Origin of the sequence: Streptomyces sp. RKAG290, assembly GCF_023701695.1 — a bacterium.
Taxonomy (GTDB): Bacteria; Actinomycetota; Actinomycetes; order Streptomycetales; family Streptomycetaceae; genus Streptomyces.
The window spans coordinates 1054821-1074280 of the sequence record NZ_JAJOZC010000001.1; the positions used below are offsets into that span (position 1 = coordinate 1054821).

At 70.4% G+C, this 19460-nt stretch carries 13 protein-coding genes and 3 pseudogenes; 10 read left to right on the top strand and 6 right to left on the bottom strand.

The annotated features are described in order from the left end of the window. Nucleotides 1–136 precede the first annotated feature (136 nt). The 5 genes from xylA (at nt 137) to LNW71_RS04520 (ending at nt 5936) form a co-directional block, all read left to right on the top strand. Nucleotides 137–1306: a xylose isomerase gene (gene xylA, locus LNW71_RS04500; protein WP_250967038.1), complete on the top strand. Its 1170-nt coding sequence runs from the start codon at nt 137–139 to the stop codon at nt 1304–1306. 147 nt (nt 1307–1453) lie between these two features. Beyond that, nucleotides 1454–2716, top strand: coding sequence for a sugar ABC transporter substrate-binding protein (locus LNW71_RS04505; protein WP_250967039.1), 1263 nt, complete (start codon nt 1454–1456; stop codon nt 2714–2716). 12 nt (nt 2717–2728) lie between these two features. Beyond that, nucleotides 2729–3688, top strand: coding sequence for a carbohydrate ABC transporter permease (locus LNW71_RS04510; protein ID WP_250967040.1), 960 nt, complete (start codon nt 2729–2731; stop codon nt 3686–3688). A gap of 5 nt (nt 3689–3693) precedes the next feature. Further along, a complete protein-coding gene (locus tag LNW71_RS04515) occupies nt 3694–4548 on the top strand; it encodes a carbohydrate ABC transporter permease (protein WP_250967041.1) in 855 nt (284 codons plus the stop codon). An 8-nt stretch (nt 4549–4556) separates the two neighbouring features. Next, nucleotides 4557–5936, top strand: coding sequence for a GH1 family beta-glucosidase (locus LNW71_RS04520; RefSeq protein WP_250967042.1), 1380 nt, complete (start codon nt 4557–4559; stop codon nt 5934–5936). A 143-nt stretch (nt 5937–6079) separates the two neighbouring features. Here the strand turns inward: LNW71_RS04520 and LNW71_RS04525 are convergent, their stop codons facing one another. Beyond that, nucleotides 6080–7309: an ROK family protein gene (locus tag LNW71_RS04525; RefSeq protein WP_250967043.1), complete on the bottom strand. Its 1230-nt coding sequence runs from the start codon at nt 7307–7309 to the stop codon at nt 6080–6082. Nucleotides 7310–7551: 242 nt separating this feature from the next. Here LNW71_RS04525 and LNW71_RS04530 point away from each other — a divergent pair, with 242 nt between their 5' ends. The 3 genes from LNW71_RS04530 (at nt 7552) to LNW71_RS04540 (ending at nt 11633) form a co-directional block, all read left to right on the top strand. Continuing rightward, nucleotides 7552–9585 carry an FUSC family protein gene (locus tag LNW71_RS04530; RefSeq protein WP_250967044.1) on the top strand — a complete coding sequence of 678 codons (2034 nt, stop codon included), beginning with the start codon at nt 7552–7554 and terminating at the stop codon, nt 9583–9585. A 172-nt stretch (nt 9586–9757) separates the two neighbouring features. After that, nucleotides 9758–10609 (top strand): VCBS repeat-containing protein, encoded by an 852-nt coding sequence (locus LNW71_RS04535; protein ID WP_250967045.1) that lies wholly within the window; start codon nt 9758–9760, stop codon nt 10607–10609. A gap of 112 nt (nt 10610–10721) precedes the next feature. Continuing rightward, nucleotides 10722–11633: a VCBS repeat-containing protein gene (locus LNW71_RS04540; protein WP_250967046.1), complete on the top strand. Its 912-nt coding sequence runs from the start codon at nt 10722–10724 to the stop codon at nt 11631–11633. Between the two features lie 97 nt (nt 11634–11730). Here the strand turns inward: LNW71_RS04540 and acnA are convergent. The 3 genes and pseudogenes from acnA to LNW71_RS04555 all read right to left on the bottom strand — a co-directional run bounded on the left by acnA (nt 11731) and on the right by LNW71_RS04555 (nt 16666). Continuing rightward, nucleotides 11731–14459 (bottom strand): annotated as a pseudogene (acnA, locus tag LNW71_RS04545) (aconitate hydratase AcnA). Nucleotides 14460–14944: 485 nt separating this feature from the next. Continuing rightward, a pseudogene (locus tag LNW71_RS04550) lies at nt 14945–15490 on the bottom strand (GNAT family N-acetyltransferase); the annotation flags it as partial. 444 nt (nt 15491–15934) lie between these two features. After that, entirely contained in the window at nt 15935–16666 is a 732-nt protein-coding gene (locus LNW71_RS04555) for an SDR family oxidoreductase (protein WP_250967047.1), read from the bottom strand. Nucleotides 16667–16761: 95 nt separating this feature from the next. On the opposite strand from LNW71_RS04555, the gene LNW71_RS04560 reads away from it, so the two are divergent. Further along, nucleotides 16762–17610 (top strand): LysR family transcriptional regulator, encoded by an 849-nt coding sequence (locus tag LNW71_RS04560; protein ID WP_250967048.1) that lies wholly within the window; start codon nt 16762–16764, stop codon nt 17608–17610. A 119-nt stretch (nt 17611–17729) separates the two neighbouring features. On the opposite strand, the gene LNW71_RS04565 is transcribed toward LNW71_RS04560, so the two are convergent. After that, complete coding sequence (locus tag LNW71_RS04565; protein WP_250967049.1) at nt 17730–18362, bottom strand: S41 family peptidase; 633 nt, start codon at nt 18360–18362, stop codon at nt 17730–17732. An 80-nt stretch (nt 18363–18442) separates the two neighbouring features. Next, nucleotides 18443–18634 (bottom strand): annotated as a pseudogene (locus tag LNW71_RS04570) (peptidase S41); the annotation flags it as partial. A gap of 57 nt (nt 18635–18691) precedes the next feature. Between LNW71_RS04570 and LNW71_RS04575 the strand changes: the two are divergent. Beyond that, complete coding sequence (locus LNW71_RS04575) at nt 18692–19237, top strand: winged helix-turn-helix domain-containing protein (protein ID WP_250967050.1); 546 nt, start codon at nt 18692–18694, stop codon at nt 19235–19237. Nucleotides 19238–19460: the final 223 nt, after the last annotated feature.

Sequence of the window (19460 nt, forward strand, 5' to 3'; positions counted from 1 at the left end):
GGTTGCCCCTATGTGACCGGTGCGTCACGGAGAAGGTATGGAAACGGGCGCCGGGATGCCGTATTAGTACTGCCAGCAAACAAATCGGTCGGACGGCAGCGCAGCCGACCGACCCATGTCGACAAGAGGCAGCAGAATGTCGAATCGCTTCACCCCCACCCCCGCCGACCGGTTCACCTTCGGACTCTGGACCGTCGGCTGGCGAGGCAACGACCCCTTCGGCGACGCCACCCGCCCCGCCCTGGACCCGGTCGAGTCCGTCGAGCGCCTCGCGGAACTCGGCGCGCACGGTGTGACGTTCCACGACGACGACCTGATTCCGTTCGGGTCATCGGACAGTGAGCGCGCCGCGATCGTCGCGCGCTTCAAGGACGCCCTGGACCGGACCGGTCTCAAGGTCCCCATGGCCACCACCAACCTCTTCACGCACCCCGTCTTCAAGGACGGCGGCTTCACCTCCAACGACCGCGACGTCCGCCGCTTCGCCCTGCGCAAGGTCATCCGCAACATCGACCTCGCCGTCGAGCTCGGCGCCGAGACCTATGTCGCCTGGGGCGGGCGCGAGGGTGCGGAGTCCGGTGGCGCCAAGGACGTGCGGGTCGCGCTCGACCGGATGAAGGAAGCGTTCGACCTGCTCGGCGAGTACGTCGTCGACCAGGGCTACGACCTCCGGTTCGCCATCGAGCCCAAGCCGAACGAGCCGCGCGGCGACATCCTGCTGCCGACCGTGGGCCACGCCCTCGCGTTCATCGAGCGCCTGGAGCGCCCGCAGATGTACGGCGTGAACCCCGAGGTCGGTCACGAGCAGATGGCCGGACTGAACTTCCCGCACGGCATCGCGCAGGCCCTGTGGTCGGGCAAGCTCTTCCACATCGACCTCAACGGCCAGTCCGGCATCAAGTACGACCAGGACCTCCGCTTCGGCGCCGGTGACCTGCGCCAGGCCTTCTGGCTGGTCGACCTGCTGGAGAGCTCGGACTACACGGGCCCGCTGCACTTCGACTTCAAGCCGGTGCGCACCGACGGCATCGACGGGGTCTGGGAGTCCGCGAAGAACTGCATGCGCAACTACCTGATCCTCAAGGAGCGCGCGCTGGCGTTCCGCGCCGACCCGGCCGTCAAGGAGGCGCTGGCCGCCTCCCGGCTGGACGAGCTGGCGCAGCCCACCGCCGCCGACGGCGTCAAGGCCCTGCTCGCGGACCGTTCCGCGTACGAGGACTTCGACGTGGACGGCGCCGCTCAGCGCTCGATGGCGTTCGAGGCACTCGACCAGCTCGCCATGGAGCACCTGCTCGGCGTCGGCTGACACCCCGGGCCGTCCGGCGGAGCGCCGCCGGACAGCCCGCCTCCCCGGGCGCGGACCTGCCGGACCCGTGCCCGGGCGGACGGACTCATCCTGCCGGGACACAGTGGTCCCCGCGGGCCGGCACCCCTCTCACGCAAGGGCTCCATCGTGACAGCACCTTCTCCGGACGGCCTGCGCCAGCGGCGCCGTCGTCACCACCGGCGGGTCATCGTCCCGCTCACCGTCGTCTCCGCGCTGGCCGGCGGCGCCGCCCTGTCCGGCTGCGGACAGCAGCGGGACCCGGATGTGTACACCGTCATGAACTCGTCGACCGACGAGTCCTACCACCGCTGGGACGCCCAGACGCTGGCCCGGTGCAGCAAGCTGCTCGGGGTGCGGATCGAGCAGCAGAGCGTCCCGGCCGCCCAGGTGATGACGAAGGCCCTGCGGATGGCGTCCTCGAAGTCGCTGCCCGACGTCCTGCAGCTGGACGCGTCGGAGATGCCGACGTTCGCCGAGGCCGGCGGGCTCATCCCGCTGAAGGACCTCGGTCTGACGACGAAGGACATACCCGAGGGGATCGTCAACTTCGGCTCGTACGAGGGGACGTACTACGGGGCGGCGCGCACGGTGAACACCCTGGCGCTGTTCTACAACAAGGACACCCTCGACAAGGCCGGCCTCAAGGTGCCCACCACCTGGGACGAGATGCAGTCGACGGCGAAGAAGCTCACCCAGGGCAAGCGGTACGGCCTGGCGCTCAGCGCGGGCGGCGCGGAGGACGGCGTCTTCCAGTTCACCCCGTTCATGTGGTCCAACGGCGGCGACGAGACGAAGCTCGACAGCCCGCAGGTGGCCGGGGCGCTGGACTACTGGAAGGGCCTCCTCAAGAACGGCTCGCTGTCCAAGTCGACGGTCAACTGGACCCAGGCCGACGTGAACGACCAGTTCATGGCCGGCAACGCCGCCATGATGATCAACGGCCCCTGGCAGGTCGAGACCCTCAACGCCAGGAAGGGACTGCACTGGGGCATCGCCCAGATCCCGGTCCCGAAGGCCGGGGACGACTCGGTGGGTCCGCTGGGCGGTGGGATTCTGACCGTGCCCAACACCGGTGACAGCGCCCGGGAGAAGATGTCGGCGAAGATCATCGGCTGTATGTCGAGCCGGCAGGAGCAGATCACCTACGCGCTCAACAGCTGGATGGTCCCGGCCAACGAGAAGGCCGCTGCCGTGTGGCGCAAGAAGGTCCCGGAGCTGGCCGCCCTCTCCGAGCAGGTCGCCACCGCCCGCTCCCGTACCGCGAAGCTCGGCGCGGGCTGGTCGTCCGTCTCCCTCGCGCTGCAGAGCGCCTTCCAGTCCGCCCTCACCGGCGAGTCGAGCGAGGCCGCCCTCAAGCGCGCCCAGCAGCGCGCCACGGCCGGGAACTGAGGTACCTGAACCATGTCGACCACCACCACCTCCGCAGCCGCCGTTCCGGCGCCCGTGGCCACGAAGGCCGGGAAGCCGCCGAACCCGGCGCGCACCCGGCGCCGCAGGCGGCTGGCCCAGTGGGGCTTCATCGCCCCCGCCGTGATCTTCATGGCGCTCTTCTTCGGCTACCCGCTCGTCCGCAACGTCGTGATGAGCTTCCAGGACTACTCGCCGTCCACGTTCTTCACGGGCAGGTCCCCGTTCAACGGAACGGACAACTGGAGCAACGTCTTCAACGACGAGCTCTTCGGCAAGGCCCTGTGGCACACCGTCCTGTTCACCATCGGCTCCCTCGTCGGGCAGTTCTGCATCGGTCTGGGCCTCGCGGTGTTCTTCACCCGCCGCTTCCCGCTCAACGGGATTTTGCGGTCGCTGATCCTGCTGCCGTGGCTGGTCCCGATGGTCGTCTCCGGTGTCGTCTGGCGGCGCATCCTCGACCAGGACACCGGCGTCCTCAACTCCTTCCTGGGCACGATCGGCTTCAGCGGCCACACCCCCTGGCTGACCAGCACGAGCATGGCGCTGATCTCGGTGATCCTGGTGAACATCTGGATCGGCATCCCGTTCAACATGGTGATCCTCTACGGCGGTCTCCAGGAGGTCCCGAAGGAGCTGTACGAGGCCGCCTCGCTCGACGGCGCCTCCGCCTGGCGGACCTTCCGCTCGATCACCCTGCCGATGCTGCGCCCCGTCATCACCGTGGTGCTGGTGCTCGGCTTCATGTCCACGGTGAAGATCCTCGACCTGATCCTCGCGCTCACCGACGGCGGGCCGGCCGACTCCACGCAGACGCTCGGCACCCTCACGTACCAGAACTCCTTCGTCCAGCTGGACTTCGGGGCCGGTGCCGTGGTCGGCAACATCCTGATCCTGATCTCCGCCGTCTTCGCGGTGTTCTACCTGCGGGCCAACCGCAACGAGGGGAAGTGACCGGCATGGCGAGCACTGTGCGTACCCCCGCCGCCCCCACGCATCTCACGGGCAGGCCGAAGCGGCGCTGGGGCGCCATGGCCTTCGGCATCGTGGTGCTGTGCGTGATGCTGTTCCCGCTGTACTGGATGGTGAACACCGCCCTGCAGCCGGCGTCCGGGCTGCTGGAGGTCAGCCCCTTCCCGCACAGCCTGGACCTGTCGGGCTTCCGCTCGGCCCTCACCGACCAGGGCGGCAACCTGCTGACGTCGCTGGCCGTAGCGCTCGGCGCGGTGGTCATCTGTCTGGCCGTCTCGGCACCCGCCGCCTACGGGCTCGCCCAGTTCAAGCTGCGCGGGACCAGGACGATCGTGTTCGGCACCCTGATCACCCAGATGGTGCCGGGCATCGTCATCGCCAACGCCCTGTACAGCGCGTACGTGGACCTCGGCCTGGTCAACTCCTACGCCGGCCTGATGCTGGCCGACGCCTCGCTGGGCATCCCGTTCGCGATCGTGCTGATGCGTTCGTTCATGGTCGCCATCCCCCGTGAGGTCATCGAGGCGGCCGAGGTCGACGGGGCGGGACGCCTGCGCACCTTCGTGCAGGTCGTGCTGCCGATGAGCCGCAACTCCCTGATCACCGCGGGGCTGTTCTCGTTCCTGTACGCGTGGAGCGACTTCATGTTCGCGCTGACGCTGAACACCACGGACGACGTCAAGCCGATCACACTCGGCATCTACCAGTACATCGGCGCCCACGTCGGCGACTGGGGCTCGGTCATGGCCGCGTCCGTGCTGTCCGCCGTCCCCGCGGCGGTCCTGCTCGTGCTGTCGCAGAAGTACATCGCCGCCGGGATCACCGGCGGCTCGGTCAAGTAAGGATTTCCATGCCTGAGTTCCCCGTGTTCCCGCCCGGCTTCGTCTTCGGCGCGGCCACGGCCTCGTACCAGATCGAGGGCGCCGCGCGAGAGGACGACCGCGGTCCGTCGATCTGGGACACCTACAGCCACACCCCCGGGAAGACGGACGGCGGTGACACCGGAGACGTCGCCTGCGACCACTACCACCGCTACCCCGAGGACGTGGCGCTGCTGCGCGAGCTGGGTGTGGACTCGTACCGCTTCTCCGTCGCCTGGTCACGGATCCAGCCGGACGGCAGCGGCGCGGTCAACCCCAAGGGGCTGGACTTCTACTCCCGGCTCGTCGACTCGCTCCTCGAAGCGGGCATCGAACCGGCCGCCACCCTCTACCACTGGGACCTGCCCCAGGCGCTGGAGGACCGCGGCGGCTGGCGGGTCCGCGAGACCGCGGAGCGGTTCGGGGAGTACGCGGCGATCATGGCGGAGCACCTGGGCGACCGGGTGCCGCGCTGGATCACCCTCAACGAACCGTGGTGCAGCGCGTTCCTCGGCTACTCGGTCGGCCGGCACGCGCCCGGCGCGAAGGAGGGGCGGGGGGCGCTGGCCGCCGCGCACCACCTGCTCGTCGGCCACGGGCTGGCGATGAAGGCGCTGCGGGCGGCGGGGGTCCGCGAGGCGGGCATCACGCTCAACCTGGACCGCAACGTCCCGGCCACCGAGTCGGACGCCGACCTGGCCGCTGTCGTCCGCGCGGACACCCAGCACAACCTGGTGTGGACCGAGCCGATCCTCGCGGGCCGCTACCCGGCCACCGAGGAGGAGACCTGGGGCGAGCTGATCACCGCGCAGGACTTCCGGCGCGCGGGCGACCTGGAGCTGATCTCCCAGCCGATGGACTTCCTGGGCATCAACTACTACCGCCCCATCGTGGTCGCCGCTGCCCCGCACCGCGAGCCCGACCCGGCACTGCGGGTCGCCACCGACAACCGGTACAGCGAGGGCCAGTACCGGGACGTCCGCAGGACGGCGATGGGCTGGCCGGTCGTGCCCGAGTCCTTCACCGACCTGCTGACCGTGCTGAAGCAGACGTACGGGGACGCGCTGCCGCCGGTGCACATCACGGAGAACGGCTCGGCCGAGTTCGACACCGTCGACGCGGACGGCTCGGTCCACGACGCGGACCGGGTCGCGTATCTGCAGACCCATCTGACGGCGCTGCGGGCGGCGATGGACGCGGGCGTGGACGTCCGCGGCTACTACGTCTGGTCGCTGCTGGACAACTTCGAGTGGGCGCTCGGCTACGCGAAGCGGTTCGGGATCATCCGGGTCGACTACGACACGCAGGAGCGCACCCCGAAGGACAGCTACCGCTGGTACCAGGGGCTGATCGCGGCCCATCGGAAGTAGGGCCGCCCGTTCGGACCAGGCCGCCGGGCTCGCGCGCCCGGGTGCCGCACCCTGATCCGGCCTGATCCGGACGAAAGACCCCGGTCCCCTACCGCCCCCGTCCGCCGGACCACGACGGGGGCGGTTCTCCGGGTGGCCGGCGCTCAGCGCGCCGCGTACGCCGCCGGGTCCGCCAGGACCTCCCGCACCACCCGGGCCGCCGCACCCCGCGCCGCGTCCCCGGAGAGCGAGGAGGCGCGCAGCCGGCTGCCGTTGCCGTGCCACCGTCCCGAAACCACCCGGTCGGCCAGCTGCGCCTCCGCCGCGTCGGCGAGCCACGGCATCAGGTCGCGGTAGATGCCGCCCAGCACGACGGTGTCCAGATCGAACAGGTTGACCGCACCGGACAGCACCACGCCCATCCGCTCGCCCGCCGCCCGCAGCGCCTCCAGTGCCCTCGCGTCGCCCGCCCCGGCGCGCTTCTCCAGCTCGCCGAGCCCGCGCACACCCGCCGCCGGATCGATCCCGGCGGCCCGCAGCAGCGCTGCCTGACCCGCGTACTGCTCAAGACAGCCGCGCGCCCCGCACCGGCACAGCGGCCCGTCCGGGTCGACGAGCACATGCCCGACCTCGCCCGCGAAACCGTGGGCGCCGCGCAGCAGTTCGCCATGGAGCACCAGCGCGCCGCCGACGCCGATCTCGCCGGTCAGATAGAGGAAGCAGCTGCCGTCCCCGAGACCGCCGAACCAGAGCTCGGCCAGCGCCGCCAGATTGGCCTCGTTGTCCGAGCTGACCGCGAGGGCGCGCCCGGCCGGCCGCAGCGTGCTGAGCGCCTGGCCGAAGATCCCTTCGGCCGCTACCCGGTTCCAGCCCAGGTTGGGCGCCTGGCGGACCATGCCGCCGGAGACCAGTCCGGGCAGCGCCAGCTCGACGCCGACGGCCCGCAGCCCCTGTTCGCCGGTCGAGGTGATGACCCGGTTGGTGAGGCGGGCCGCGTGGGCGAGCACCTCGGCCGGCGGGGTGTCGCGGTTGTCGATGTGCTCGGTGACGCGGACCCGGTCGGTGCCGTTGAGCCCGACCGCGCACACCGAGACGTAGTCGATGTTGATCTCGACGCCCAGCCCGGCCGGGCCGGTGTCCGACACCTTCAGCACGGTGCCGGGGCGCCCGGCGGAACCGCTGAAGGTCTTGCCGGACTCGGTCAGCAGGTCCAGGGCCAGCAGCTCCTCGACGAGCGAGGAGACGGCGGCCCGGGTCAGCCCCACCCGGCCCGCCACCCGGGCGCGGGTCACCTCCCCCTCCTCCAGTACGGCGCGCAGCACGAGGCCGAGGTTGTGGCGGCGCACGGACTCGGTACCGGCCTTGGCGCCGGCGGGGGTGGCATGGATCTTCATCAGGCCTTCGAGCGTAGGGCCTCGCCAGCGCTTGCCGCACACGCATCGGGCGACGACCTGCGGGTTCCCTGCCGCACGGACGGTGCGCCAGGCCCGTTCCCCCGGTGATCACACGTCTGAAACACCACCGCAGCCCGCCCGACAGATCACCTTGTTACGTTGGCTGTACGTACGCGGCCGCCGTTGCCCGCTCCAGCCACCCCGGACCCTGTGGTCCGGCCGGTGAACGAGGAGGCCCAGCGGTGCACATCCCGGTACGTCGAGCTGTCGGTACGGCGAGGGGACGGCATCCCGCGCCCGTCTGGCTCACCCATGTGCTGAGCCAGCGCCGGGCGCCCGTACCCAGGACCGCGATGGTGCGCGGCGCGCTGAGCGCGGGCCCGCTGCTCGGGGCCGGGATCGCCACGGGGCATCCGGGGCCCGGTGTTCTCGCCGCGCTCGGGGCGATGCTCGCAGGAGTCAACGACCGGCCCGGGACCCGCCGCAAGGGTCTCGTCCACATCGGGCTGCCGGCCGCGGCCGGAGCGCTCGGGCTGCTCGTCGGCGCCCTGGTCGCGGACGGGACGGGCCGCTGGGCGGCGGTCCCGGTGCTCTTCCTGGTGGGCTGGGTCTCCGGGGCGCTGAGCGCGAGGGGCGCCGTGTGGTCGACCGGTGCCCTGCAGATGCTGGTCGCCACGACCATCGGCATGGGGATGCCGCTGGCGGCACCGGCCTGGCTGAAGGCTCTCTGCTTCCTGTCCGGAGCCGGCTGGCTGGTCCTGCTGCGACTGCTGCTGCGCACACCGCGCTCCCGGGACGCGACCCGGTGGGGCGGTGAACGCGAAGCCGTCGCCGCGGTGTTCGACGCGCTCGCGGACGCGCTGGGTGCGCTCGGCGGGCCGCGGGCCCCCGCTGCCCGGCGCAGGCTGGTCGCCGCGCAGCAGCAGGCCGACGAGGCGCTGCGGCTGATGCGGCTGCTGCCCTGGCCCGGCCGCCGGGGCGACGGGCCCGACCACCGTCTCGCCGAACGCTTCGGCGCGGCGGTCGCGCTGTGCGAGGCGAGCATCGCGCTGCTGTGGGAGGGCCGGGCCGTCCCGGACGAGGTGGCCGAAGGCCCCCGCCGGCTGGCCGCGGCCGTCCGGACCGGCGGGCCGGCGGGGGCCCTGCCGAGCCCCCGGCCGGACACCGTGGAGCGCCTCGCCTTCGACCGGGCGGTGCTGGCGGCCGCGGTGACCTTCGACCGGACGACGAATCGGCCGGCGCAGCCTCCGCGCCGGTCCGGGCGCCACCCCGGCACGGTCGGCGCGCACTCCGGGCCCCGCCCCGGTCTGGTCACACCGGCCGGGCGGGAGTACGGGCTGCGCGTGGCGCTGTGCGTGTCGGTCACCGCGGCCGTCGCGCTGCTGCTGCACGAGGACCACTGGTACTGGCTCCCGGCCACTGCCGCGTTCCTGGTGAAGCCCGACATGGGCCCGCTCTTCTCGCGGGTGGTGAACCGGTTCGCCGGGACCGTGGCCGGGGCCCTCGTCTTCGTCGCGCTGATGGCGGTGCTCGGCGGCCTCGGCCGTCCGCTCGTGGTGGCGGTGGTGGTCGTGGCCGGGGCCCTGCTCCCCCTCTCCACCCGGCACTTCGCGTTCCAGACCGCGGTGATCACCGTGCTCGTGCTGTCGTTCGTGCACACCGCGGGTGATACCGAGGCGGCCGCGTCCCGGCTGCTGGAGACGTTCCTCGCCTGCGCCCTCGTGCTGCTGGTGGGCCACCTTCCGCTGCTGGCCGACCCCCGGGTGCGGGTCGGCCACCGGTTCGCCGTCACCCTGCGCTGCACGGAGCTCTATCTGCGCCATGTGCTGGACGCGCCGGACCGGGCGGGGGCCGCGCACCGGGCCGAGGCCCTGGCCCTGCGCAGTGCCGCGTACCGGGCGCTCGCCGAGGCGCGGGCGGCGGCGGAGACCGCGGCGGCCGAGCTGCCGGGGCCGCTCAGCGGGCGGCCCCAGGACTGGTCGGCGGTGACGGTGTCGGCCGAACTGGTCGTCGATGCGGCGACCGCGTGCGCGTTGCGGGTCGAACACGGGGTGCCGCGCCCCTCGTCCGCCGACGCGGAGCGCGTGACGACGGCGTTGTCGCTGCTGGCGGACGCCCTGGAGGACGGCCACCGCACCGCCCGGCCCGCGCCGGGCCCCGGTCCGCGCGACTGCCGTTCGCTGCGGGATGTGATGACCCAGTTGCACGGTATTCACCGGCTGACCACGGCCGGACTCCCCGGCCGCGCGACGGCCGGTTCGGCGCCCCTGTCCTGACCTTCCCGACCCCCGCAACACCCGCATAACCGGGCGAAGATGTCGCGGTGGCATCATTTCGCCAAACCCTTGGACACGTGAGGGACTCGTGAAAGGATCACCCCAATTCCGTGGCGTGTCCCCGTATCCCGCGGCGCGTCACGCCTCGTCCCACCACCCATGGAGAACACACGTGGCCAAGACTTCTGGCCGTCGGCCCGGACGGGCCGGCGCCCGCCTCGCCGCCGCCGCGATAACCGCGGCCCTCGTCGCCACCGGCAGCGCCGCCTTCGCGGCGGAGCCGGGCGATGCGCCCATGTTCGGCATCGCCGGTCTCGACAGCGCGGGCAACTCGTACTACTACACCCCGTCCGGCGACGGCGGCCTCGAGCAGCGTATCCAGCTCGACACCGGCTGGAAGGACGTCAAGTTCCTCGGCCGGGTGGACAACAACGCCGACAACGTCGCGGACGGCCGCTGGCAGCTCAACACCAAGGGCGACATCAACTACTACGCCAACGACAACTCCGCGGCGAAGAAGGTCGGCTACGGCTGGGGCTCCTACGACAAGCTGGTGTCCCCCGGCACCCTCGGCGGCGCCGAGGCCGGCGACCTGCTCGCCCGCGACACCAAGGGCGACCTGTACCTCTACCTGGGGTACGGCGACGGCACGCTCACCAAGCGCATCAAGGTCGGCTACGGCTGGGACACCTACTCCCAGATCGCCGGCAACGGCGACCTGAACGGCGACGGCAAGAACGACCTCGTCGCCCGCGACAAGTCCGGCGTCCTGTGGCTCTACAAGGGCACCGGCAACCAGAAGGCCCCGTACGCCGCGCGCACCAAGGTCGGCAGCGGCTGGAACACGTACAACACCGTGTTCGCCCCCGGTGACATCGACCTGGACGGCATCGCGGACCTGGTCGGCCGGAACGCCGCGGGCGAGCTCTACCTGTACCGGGGCACCGGCAACGCCGCCACCCCGTACAAGGTCAAGGCGCTCATCGGTACTTCGGGCTGGAACACCTACCGCCTGCTGTTCTGATCAAAAGTGAAGGTTTTGCGCCCGAAGTCGTGACACGATTCAGTTGAATCCGTGGCCCGCCGCCGTCAACTCGGCAGCGGGCCACGACCCATCACGATCCATGGAGCATTTCGTGGCCGAAACCTCTGGCCGTAAGCACAGACGCATAGCAGCACGTGCAGCAGCCGCGGCGCTCACCGCCGCCCTCGTCGCCACCGGCACCTCCGCCGTGGCCGCAGACGCCCCGCAGCCGTCGCTCGGCGCCGCAGCCGGGCAGCCGTCGGCAGCGGCCTCCGCCGCCGCCGCGGCCGTCACCCCGACGTTCGCCCTGTACGGCGTGAACTCCTCGGGTACCGCGTACTCCTACGCCCCGAACGGCGCGGGCGGTCTCAGCTCCCGCGACGTCTCCGGATCGGGCTGGGTCGGCGTCAGCGCCATGTCCCAGGTCGACAACCAGGGCGACGGCAAGAGCGACGGCCTCTGGTTCCGCGAGTCCAACGGGGACATGGGCTACCTGAAGTTCGATTCGTCGTCGGTCAAGATCGGCTACGGCTGGAACATCTACAACAAGATCGTCTCCACCGGCAACATCGGCGGCGCCGCCGCGGGCGATCTCCTCACCCGCACCACCAACGGCGACCTCTACGTCTACCTCGGCTACGGCACCGGCAAGCTGACGGGCCGTATCAAGGTCGGCTACGGCTGGGACATCTACAGCGAGATCGCCGGCAACGGCGACCTGAACGGCGACGGCAAGAACGACGTCGTCGCCCGCGACAAGTCCGGCGTCCTGTGGCTCTACAAGGGCACCGGCAACCAGAAGGCCCCGTTCTCCGCCCGCACCAAGGTCGGCAGCGGCTGGAACACGTACAACAAGCTGGTCTCCACCGGCGACCTCGACCTCGACGGCCGCACCGACCTGGTCGCCCGGAACTCCGCGGGCGAGCTCTACCTGTACAAGGGCACCGGCAACGCCGCCGCCCCGTACAAGGCCAAGGTGAGGATCGGCACGAGCGGATGGAACAGCTACAAGTTCCTCTTCTGAGGCACCTGGTAGTCCCGGCAGTTCCGTCCGGAGCATGAGAGAGGGCCGCACCCCCGTCGCCGGGGGTGCGGCCCTCTCGCCGTACTGCGGCTGATCCCTACTTGCGGATCAGGCTGCGGAGCACGTACTGCAGGATGCCGCCGTTGCGGTAGTAGTCCGCCTCACCGGGGGTGTCGATGCGGACGACGCCGTCGAACTCCACACCGGTGTCGGTGGTGACCTTGACGGTGCGCGGGGTGGTGCCGTTGTTCAGCTCGGTCACGCCGGTGAAGGAGAAGGTCTCCTCGCCGGTGAGGCCGAGGGACTCGGCGGTCGCGCCCTCCGGGAACTGGAGCGGGAGGACGCCCATGCCGATGAGGTTCGAGCGGTGGATGCGCTCGTAGGACTCGGCGATGACGGCCTTGACGCCCAGCAGCGCGGTGCCCTTGGCCGCCCAGTCACGGGACGAGCCGGAGCCGTACTCCTTGCCCGCCAGGATGACGAGCGGGGTGCCGGCGGCCTGGTAGTTCTGCGAGGCGTCGTAGATGAACGACACGGGAGCGTCGGCCTGCGTGAAGTCGCGGGTGTAGCCGCCCTCGGTGCCCGGCGCGATCTGGTTGCGCAGGCGGATGTTGGCGAACGTGCCGCGGATCATGACCTCGTGGTTGCCACGGCGCGAGCCGTAGGAGTTGAAGTCACGGCGCTCGATGCCGTGCTCCGTGAGGTACTTGCCGGCCGGGGTGTCGGCCTTGATCGCACCGGCCGGGGAGATGTGGTCGGTGGTGACCGAGTCGCCGAGCTTGGCCAGGACGCGGCCGCCGGTGATGTCCTCGACCGGGGTCGTCTCCATGGTCATGCCCTCGAAGTACGGGGGCTTGCGCACGTAGGTGGACTCGGAGTCCCACTCGAAGGTGTTGCCGGTGGGGATCGGCAGCGCCTGCCACTGGGCGTCGCCCGCGAAGACGTCCTGGTAGGACTTGTTGAACATGTCCTCGCCGATGGAGTTGGCGACGACGTCGTTGACCTCGGCCTCGGTCGGCCAGATGTCGGCGAGGAAGACCGGCTTGCCGTCCTGGTCGATGCCCAGGGCGTCCTTGGTGATGTCGACCTTCATCGAACCGGCGAGGGCGTACGCGACGACCAGCGGCGGGGACGCCAGGTAGTTCATCTTGACGTCGGGGTTGATCCGGCCCTCGAAGTTACGGTTGCCGGAGAGCACCGAGGTCACGGCCAGGTCGTGCTCGTTGACCGCCTTGGAGACCTCTTCCGGCAGCGGGCCGGAGTTGCCGATGCAGGTGGTGCAGCCGTAGCCGACGAGGTTGAAGCCGACCTTGTCGAGGTACGGGGTCAGGCCCGCCTTGTCGAAGTAGTCGGTGACGACCTTCGAGCCCGGGGCGAGGGTGGTCTTGACCCACGGCTTGCGGGTCAGGCCCTTCTCGACGGCCTTCTTCGCCACGAGCGCCGCGGCGACCATGACGTACGGGTTCGAGGTGTTGGTGCAGGAGGTGATCGCGGCGACGGTGACGGCGCCGTGGTCGATCTCGTACGTCGAGCCGTCGGGGGCCGTCACCGTGGTGGGGCGCGACGGAACGCCGTTGGCCGAGGCCGGGGCGTCGGAGGCCGGGAAGGACTCCTTGCCGGACTCCTCGTCCTCGGAGACGTAGTTGCGCACGTCCTGGGCGAACTGCGCCTTGGCGTTCGCGAGGATGATGCGGTCCTGCGGGCGCTTCGGGCCGGCGATGGAGGGGACGACCGTGGAGAGGTCGAGCTCCAGCTTCTCGGAGAAGTCCGGCTCGGCGGCCGGGTCGAGCCACAGGCCCTGCTCCTTGGCGTACGCCTCGACGAGCGCGACCTGCTGCTCGTCGCGGCCGGTCAGACGCAGGTACTTCAGCGTCTCGTCGTCGATCGGGAAGATCGCGGCGGTGGAGCCGAACTCCGGCGACATGTTGCCGATGGTGGCGCGGTTCGCGAGGGAGGTGGCGGCGACGCCCTCACCGTAGAACTCGACGAACTTGCCGACGACGCCGTGCTTGCGGAGCATCTCGGTGATGGTCAGCACGAGGTCGGTGGCGGTGGTGCCGGCCGGGAGCTCGCCGGTCAGCTTGAAGCCGACGACGCGCGGGATGAGCATGGAGACCGGCTGGCCGAGCATCGCGGCCTCGGCCTCGATGCCGCCGACGCCCCAGCCCAGCACGCCCAGGCCGTTGACCATGGTGGTGTGCGAGTCGGTGCCGACGAGGGTGTCGGGGTACGCCTGGCCGCCACGGACCATGACCGTACGGGCCAGGTGCTCGATGTTGACCTGGTGGACGATGCCGGTGCCCGGGGGGACGACCTTGAACTCGTCGAAGGCGGTCTGGCCCAGCGCAGGAACTGGTAGCGCTCCTTGTTGCGGCCGTACTCCAGCTCGACGTTCTGCGCGAACGCGTCGCTGGTGCCGAACTTGTCGGCGATGACGGAGTGGTCGATGACCAGCTCGGCCGGGGCGAGGGGGTTGATCTTCGCCGGGTCGCCGCCGAGCTCCTTGACGGCCTCACGCATGGTGGCGAGGTCCACGACACACGGCACACCGGTGAAGTCCTGCATGATCACGCGGGCCGGCGTGAACTGGATCTCCTGGCTGGGCTGGGCCTGGGAGTCCCAGCCGCCGAGCGCCCGGATGTGGTCGGCGGTGATGTTCGCGCCGTCCTCCGTGCGGAGCAGGTTCTCCAGCAGCACCTTCAGGCTGTAAGGGAGGCGCGCGGAGCCCTCGACCTTGTCCAGCTTGAAGATCTCGTACGACTCGTCGCCCACGCGCAGCGTGCTGCGGGCGTCGAAGCTGTTCGCCGACACGACAGTCTCCTTCATCAATGTGCGCGTAACTCCGCGCCGCGCTCACTTCGGCGGGCGCCGCGTGGTGCCGCCTTCGGCCACCCGACCATCCGCTAAGGTAAGGCTTAGTTAGGTAGCCCTTACCGCGCGGCGGCCCGCTGTGCGCCTTCGGCATATATCTCGATGTCGAGATAACTCTAGTACATCACCGGGGAAGGGTCATGTCAGGGCACGTCCTTGACCGCTGTCATCCAATCGAGGCGTGCGTGACGGCCCGGTTCGAGGACGTGGCTGCCGTACGGCCGATTCGCTGGTCGCGGGGTGAGCGTCACTTCTCCGGCTGATACTGGGCGGCAACGACCGGGCAGCACGTCGGTTTCGAATCATGGCTGGAGCGGGTCCGGCTTACACTGATCGGCGCGTTGTCCCACGCCATCCAAGGCGCCGCGATCGACGCGATCGCCCTGGACCACGCTGCGGAAACCATCGAAGGTCGTCGGGCAGCCTCCAGCCCAAGCTCGACCGGACGGCGTGACCGGAGACCACACGCCCATCCACTGCTCGGCGCCCCACTCCTCGAAACGTTGCACCTCGGTGAACCCCAGCTTCGCCGCGAGGCGCATCGAACGGTCGTTAACAGTCTGGGTGCAGAGCACCACCGGCTCGCCGGGAAGCGCGTCGGCGAACCAGCCGAGTGCCGCCGCGCACGCCTCGGCGGCATACCCGCATCCCCACGCCTGCGGCAGGAACATATAGCCGAGCTCAGCCTCCCCGGCGTCCGGACGGATGTGCCCCGGACGCTCCGCGTCGCGCCGATCGAGCGTGGTCGTGCCGATCATCGCTCCGTCGAGATCGACCACGAAAAGGCCAGGGCGCCGGCCGGGTATTTCAGGCACCGCGCGTTCGAGCTCGTCACGGGGTCGAGGGCCACCGAGGTAGGTGCGCACCTCTGGCGAGGCGAGCAATTCGATGAACGCCGCACGGTCCCGGGGATCCGACTCACGGAGCACGAGCCGTTCGGTCCTGATCGGGGCAGGTGGCCAGGCAACGGGTCCGAGCTCGGTCATGGCGGGCAACCTATCGCACGCCCGTGAGCGTGATCCTCAAGAGAAGGCACTGGCCGGAGATCTTGTCCGAGGCCCTGTCATCCAACATAGTCGCCGCAGGTCAGCGCCTATCTACGGACCAACTTCGCTGTCAAAGGACAGTCCTGAACCCTCGAAGCGCAGGTCGAGTGATTCTCAGTGAAGGCTGGTGACTGCCACATTCTCGGCGAAGGTCGAGTGATCAAGAGTTCTGCCTGCCGGGGGAGACGGTGGGAACCTGTCCTCGCGTACGACGATCCCGTGCCCAGCGCCTTCGACCTGGACTTCTTCGACTCAGGACAGGGTCGACGCATCGCGGTCGGCACCGGCGACGGGAAGACTCCCAGCCCCGCGATGCTCAACGCCCGGTCGGCCGGAACCAGAATGGCCGGGCTTCGTGGAAGCGGCCGACAGCCGCCGGGCGCTTCACCAGGGCACTACTCCGGCGTCCTCGAAGAACATGCCGGTCGGGCCGTCGTCGGGCAGGGTCGCGAGTCTGACGGCGATCGCCGCGCCCTGTTCGGGGGTACGCACGCCGTGGAAGCCGTTGAGGTCGGTCGCGACGTAGCCGGGGCAGCCGGCGTTGATCAAGATGTTCGTGCCGCTCAGCTCGCGGGCGTACTGGAGGGTGACGGCGTTCAGGAACGTCTTCGACGGCGCGTACGCCACGGACACCGGTCCGGTCGTCTGCTCAGCGGCGATTCCCGACTGCCGGGCGAGGGAGCCGACACTGCTGGACATGTTCACGATCCGAGGCGAGGCGGAGCGGCGCAGCAGAGGCATCAGCGCGTTGGTGACGCGGATGACGCCGATCACGTTGGTCTCCACGACTGTCCGGATGGTGGCGGGATCGATCCGGGTGGGCTCCTGCGGCATCTCGCCGGAGATGCCGGCGTTGTTGACGAGCACATCGAGGCGCCCCGCCCGTTCCTCGATCAGCCGCGCGGCGGCGGTCACGCTCGCGTCGTCGGTCACGTCGAGCGGTACGCCGAACGCGTCGACGCCGGCCGCGCGCAGTTGCTCCACCGCCGCCTCACGGCGCCGGTCGTCCCGGGCGCCGACGCCGACGCTCCAGCCGAGGGCGCCCAGGCCCACGGCGATCTCGTAGCCGATTCCCTTGTTCGCGCCGGTGACCAGCGCAATCGTTCGTTCGCTCATGGGGACCATGCTGCCCCCGGGCCCCGTCTGCGGTCCAAGACCGATCCGATGGTCAACGATACCGACAGGGTATTGATCCGGGGTAGCGTGGCTGCATGGAGACCCGGGAACTGCGCTACTTCGTCGCTGTCGCCGAAGAGCTGCACTTCGGGCGCGCCGCCCAGCGGCTCGGGATCGCGCAGCCGCCCCTGTCACGGGCGATACAGCAGCTCGAACGCCGGCTCGGGGCAGCGCTGCTGGACCGGACCAGCCGCACGGTCACGCTGACCGAGGCCGGCTCGGTGCTTTTGGCCGAGGGCCGGGCCGCCCTCGACGCGGTCGACGCCGCCGAGCGCCGGACCCGCCGCGCCGCCCGTTCCGTGACCGGCGGCCCCGGCCTGACCCTGGTCACGAAAGCCAGCGCGTCCCGCGAACTGCTGGCGAAACTGCTCGACGCGTATGCCGCCGAACCCGGCGCGGTCCCCGTCGACGTCATCCTGTGCGGCCCGGCCGAGCAGCAACGACTCCTGCGCGAGGGCCGGGCCGACGTGGCGCTGCTGCACCGGCCGTTCGACTCGACGGCCGGGTTCGACGCAGAAGAGCTCGGCACGGAGGGCCAGGTCGTGGTCCTGCCGGCCGGACATCCGCTCACCGCGCGGGCCCATGTGCGCATGGCCGACATCACCGGGCTGCCGGGCCTGCCCCTGCCACGCTGGCCCGACCCCGACGGCACCTACCCGCCCGGCCCCGGCCCGCAGGTCCGCGACCAGGCGCAGTTGCTGCAGCTCGTCGCACTCGGCCGTGCTTGCGCGGTCGCACCGGAGTCGTCCCGCGGCCAACTGCACAGTGACCTCGCGGCCGTGCCCGTACTGGACGCGCCGACAGTCACCACCGTGATCGCCTGGCCGCCGCACAGCCGGTCCAGAGCCGTCGCCGACCTCGTCCGAACTGCGACACGTCTGTAACCAGTGGTCCCCACCCGCCTGGCCAGGTTCCGCCTGTCGTGTCCCGGCTCATGAAAACCGACAGCGTCCCGGCTCATGAAAGCCGACCACTCACTCAGCCTTCGACGAGCAGGACCGCGTCAGCCTGCCAGTCGGGCGAGGGCCAGTGCGTGCGCCCGGTCGAGGGACTCGGCAGCCGCGCAGGGGACGTCCGGCTGCACACCGACGCCCTCCCAGTTCGCGCCGGAGACGGGGTTGACGGCTCGGCCGAACGGAACGGTGACCTCCAGGTGCGGGTGCACGGTCCAGCCCTTGCACGGGTGTGCGCCACCGCGAGTGCGCTCGCCGACGAGAACGGCCCGGCCGAGCTGCTGCAGGTCGTACGCCAGCTCCTCGGCGGCGGAGAAGCTGCTTTCGCTGGTCAACACGTACAACGGCTTGCTGCCACCGAAGCGCGCGCCGGGAACGTGCGGCAGGCTCCAGGACTGCTCGGTGCGCTCGCCGCCGCGCCAGTGCATGGTGTTGAGGTGCGTGCGCTCGTCCAACAGGTAACTGCAGACGAAGGCGACCGAGTCAGGGTCGCCGCCCCGGTTGGCGCGCAGGTCCACGATCAGCGCCTGGGCGCGGGAGGCCAGGGTGAGTGCGGCGCCCAGCGGTTCGGCGGCCCATTCCAGCGGAAACAGCATCGGCGCCAGCTCCAGCACGGCGATCCCTCCGTCGAGCAACTCCACCCGGGGCGCTCCGCCCAGCGAGGTGTCGAAGTCCCGGCGCATGGCGTCCAGGGTGGCCGCCCCTGCTCCGGGGACACCGGGTCGACGTGGTGCTTGAGTCTCAGGTGCCTGTCGTCGTTGACGGACTGCAGGTCCGCGGTGACCAGACGGGCGAGCTCCTCGGCGCCGTCGACGTCGTAGGCGCCCTCGGCGAGGCGGCGTCGTAGCAGGCCGGCGACCTGCTCGGCTATCTCGGGGAAAACGTAGTGCTCGGTCAGCAGCCGGACCGTCTCGTCGATGACCGGGGCGGGCTGAAGCTTCGGCGGAGTCGTCATGGCAGGGAGTAGAACACTGCCCTTGCGAAAGCGTCAATGAAATTAGACACTTTCGGTATGCATGATCAGCCTTCCCACTCGCCGCCCCCTGAGGACGTTCTGGAGATCGGCGCGCCTGAGCAATTCGCGGCGCTCGCCCACCCGTTGCGTCAGCGGCTGCTCTTCGCCCTGGGCCAACAGCCTGCCACCATCAGCCAACTCGCGGCGCGGCTCGACGCGAAGAAGGGCAACGTGGCCCACCACCTCAAAGTGCTCCGCGAAGCCGGGCTGGTCCACGTCGCCGAGACTCGCCAGGTCCGTGGCGGTACCGAGCAGTACTACCAGCGCACGGCCCGCCACATGGTCGTCGCCGAACCCCAAGCGGCGGGCACCGCCGCGATGTTCGCCGCTGTCGCCCAGGAGCTGGACCTCTCCCCCACCGAGACACACCTGACACTGCGCCACCTGCGTCTCAGCCCCGAGAAGGCGAAGGAACTCGGCGAGACCCTCGCCGGACTGGTCGACGACGCCGAGGAAGGCGCGGAGGACCAGCCCGTGCACGGCGTACTGGTGACGCTCTATCAGCAGAGCCGGCCGAATACCGGCACCACCGGTTCCGACTGACACGCGTGGAACTGCCACCGGTCGGCGAACACCGTCGCGGGCACGGCGGTCCCTACGGCGCCCCGCCCGCGGGACGCACCCGCAGGCTCTCACCTACGCCACCCCGCCCTCATGTCCTGAACAAAACACGGCAGTTCAGTGCAGTTCGGTACGGAGCGCCCCCGCTCCCCCGGCCGCCGAAGCACAGTGGGATCCAATCTTTTTCGCATCGACATTCGAGGGC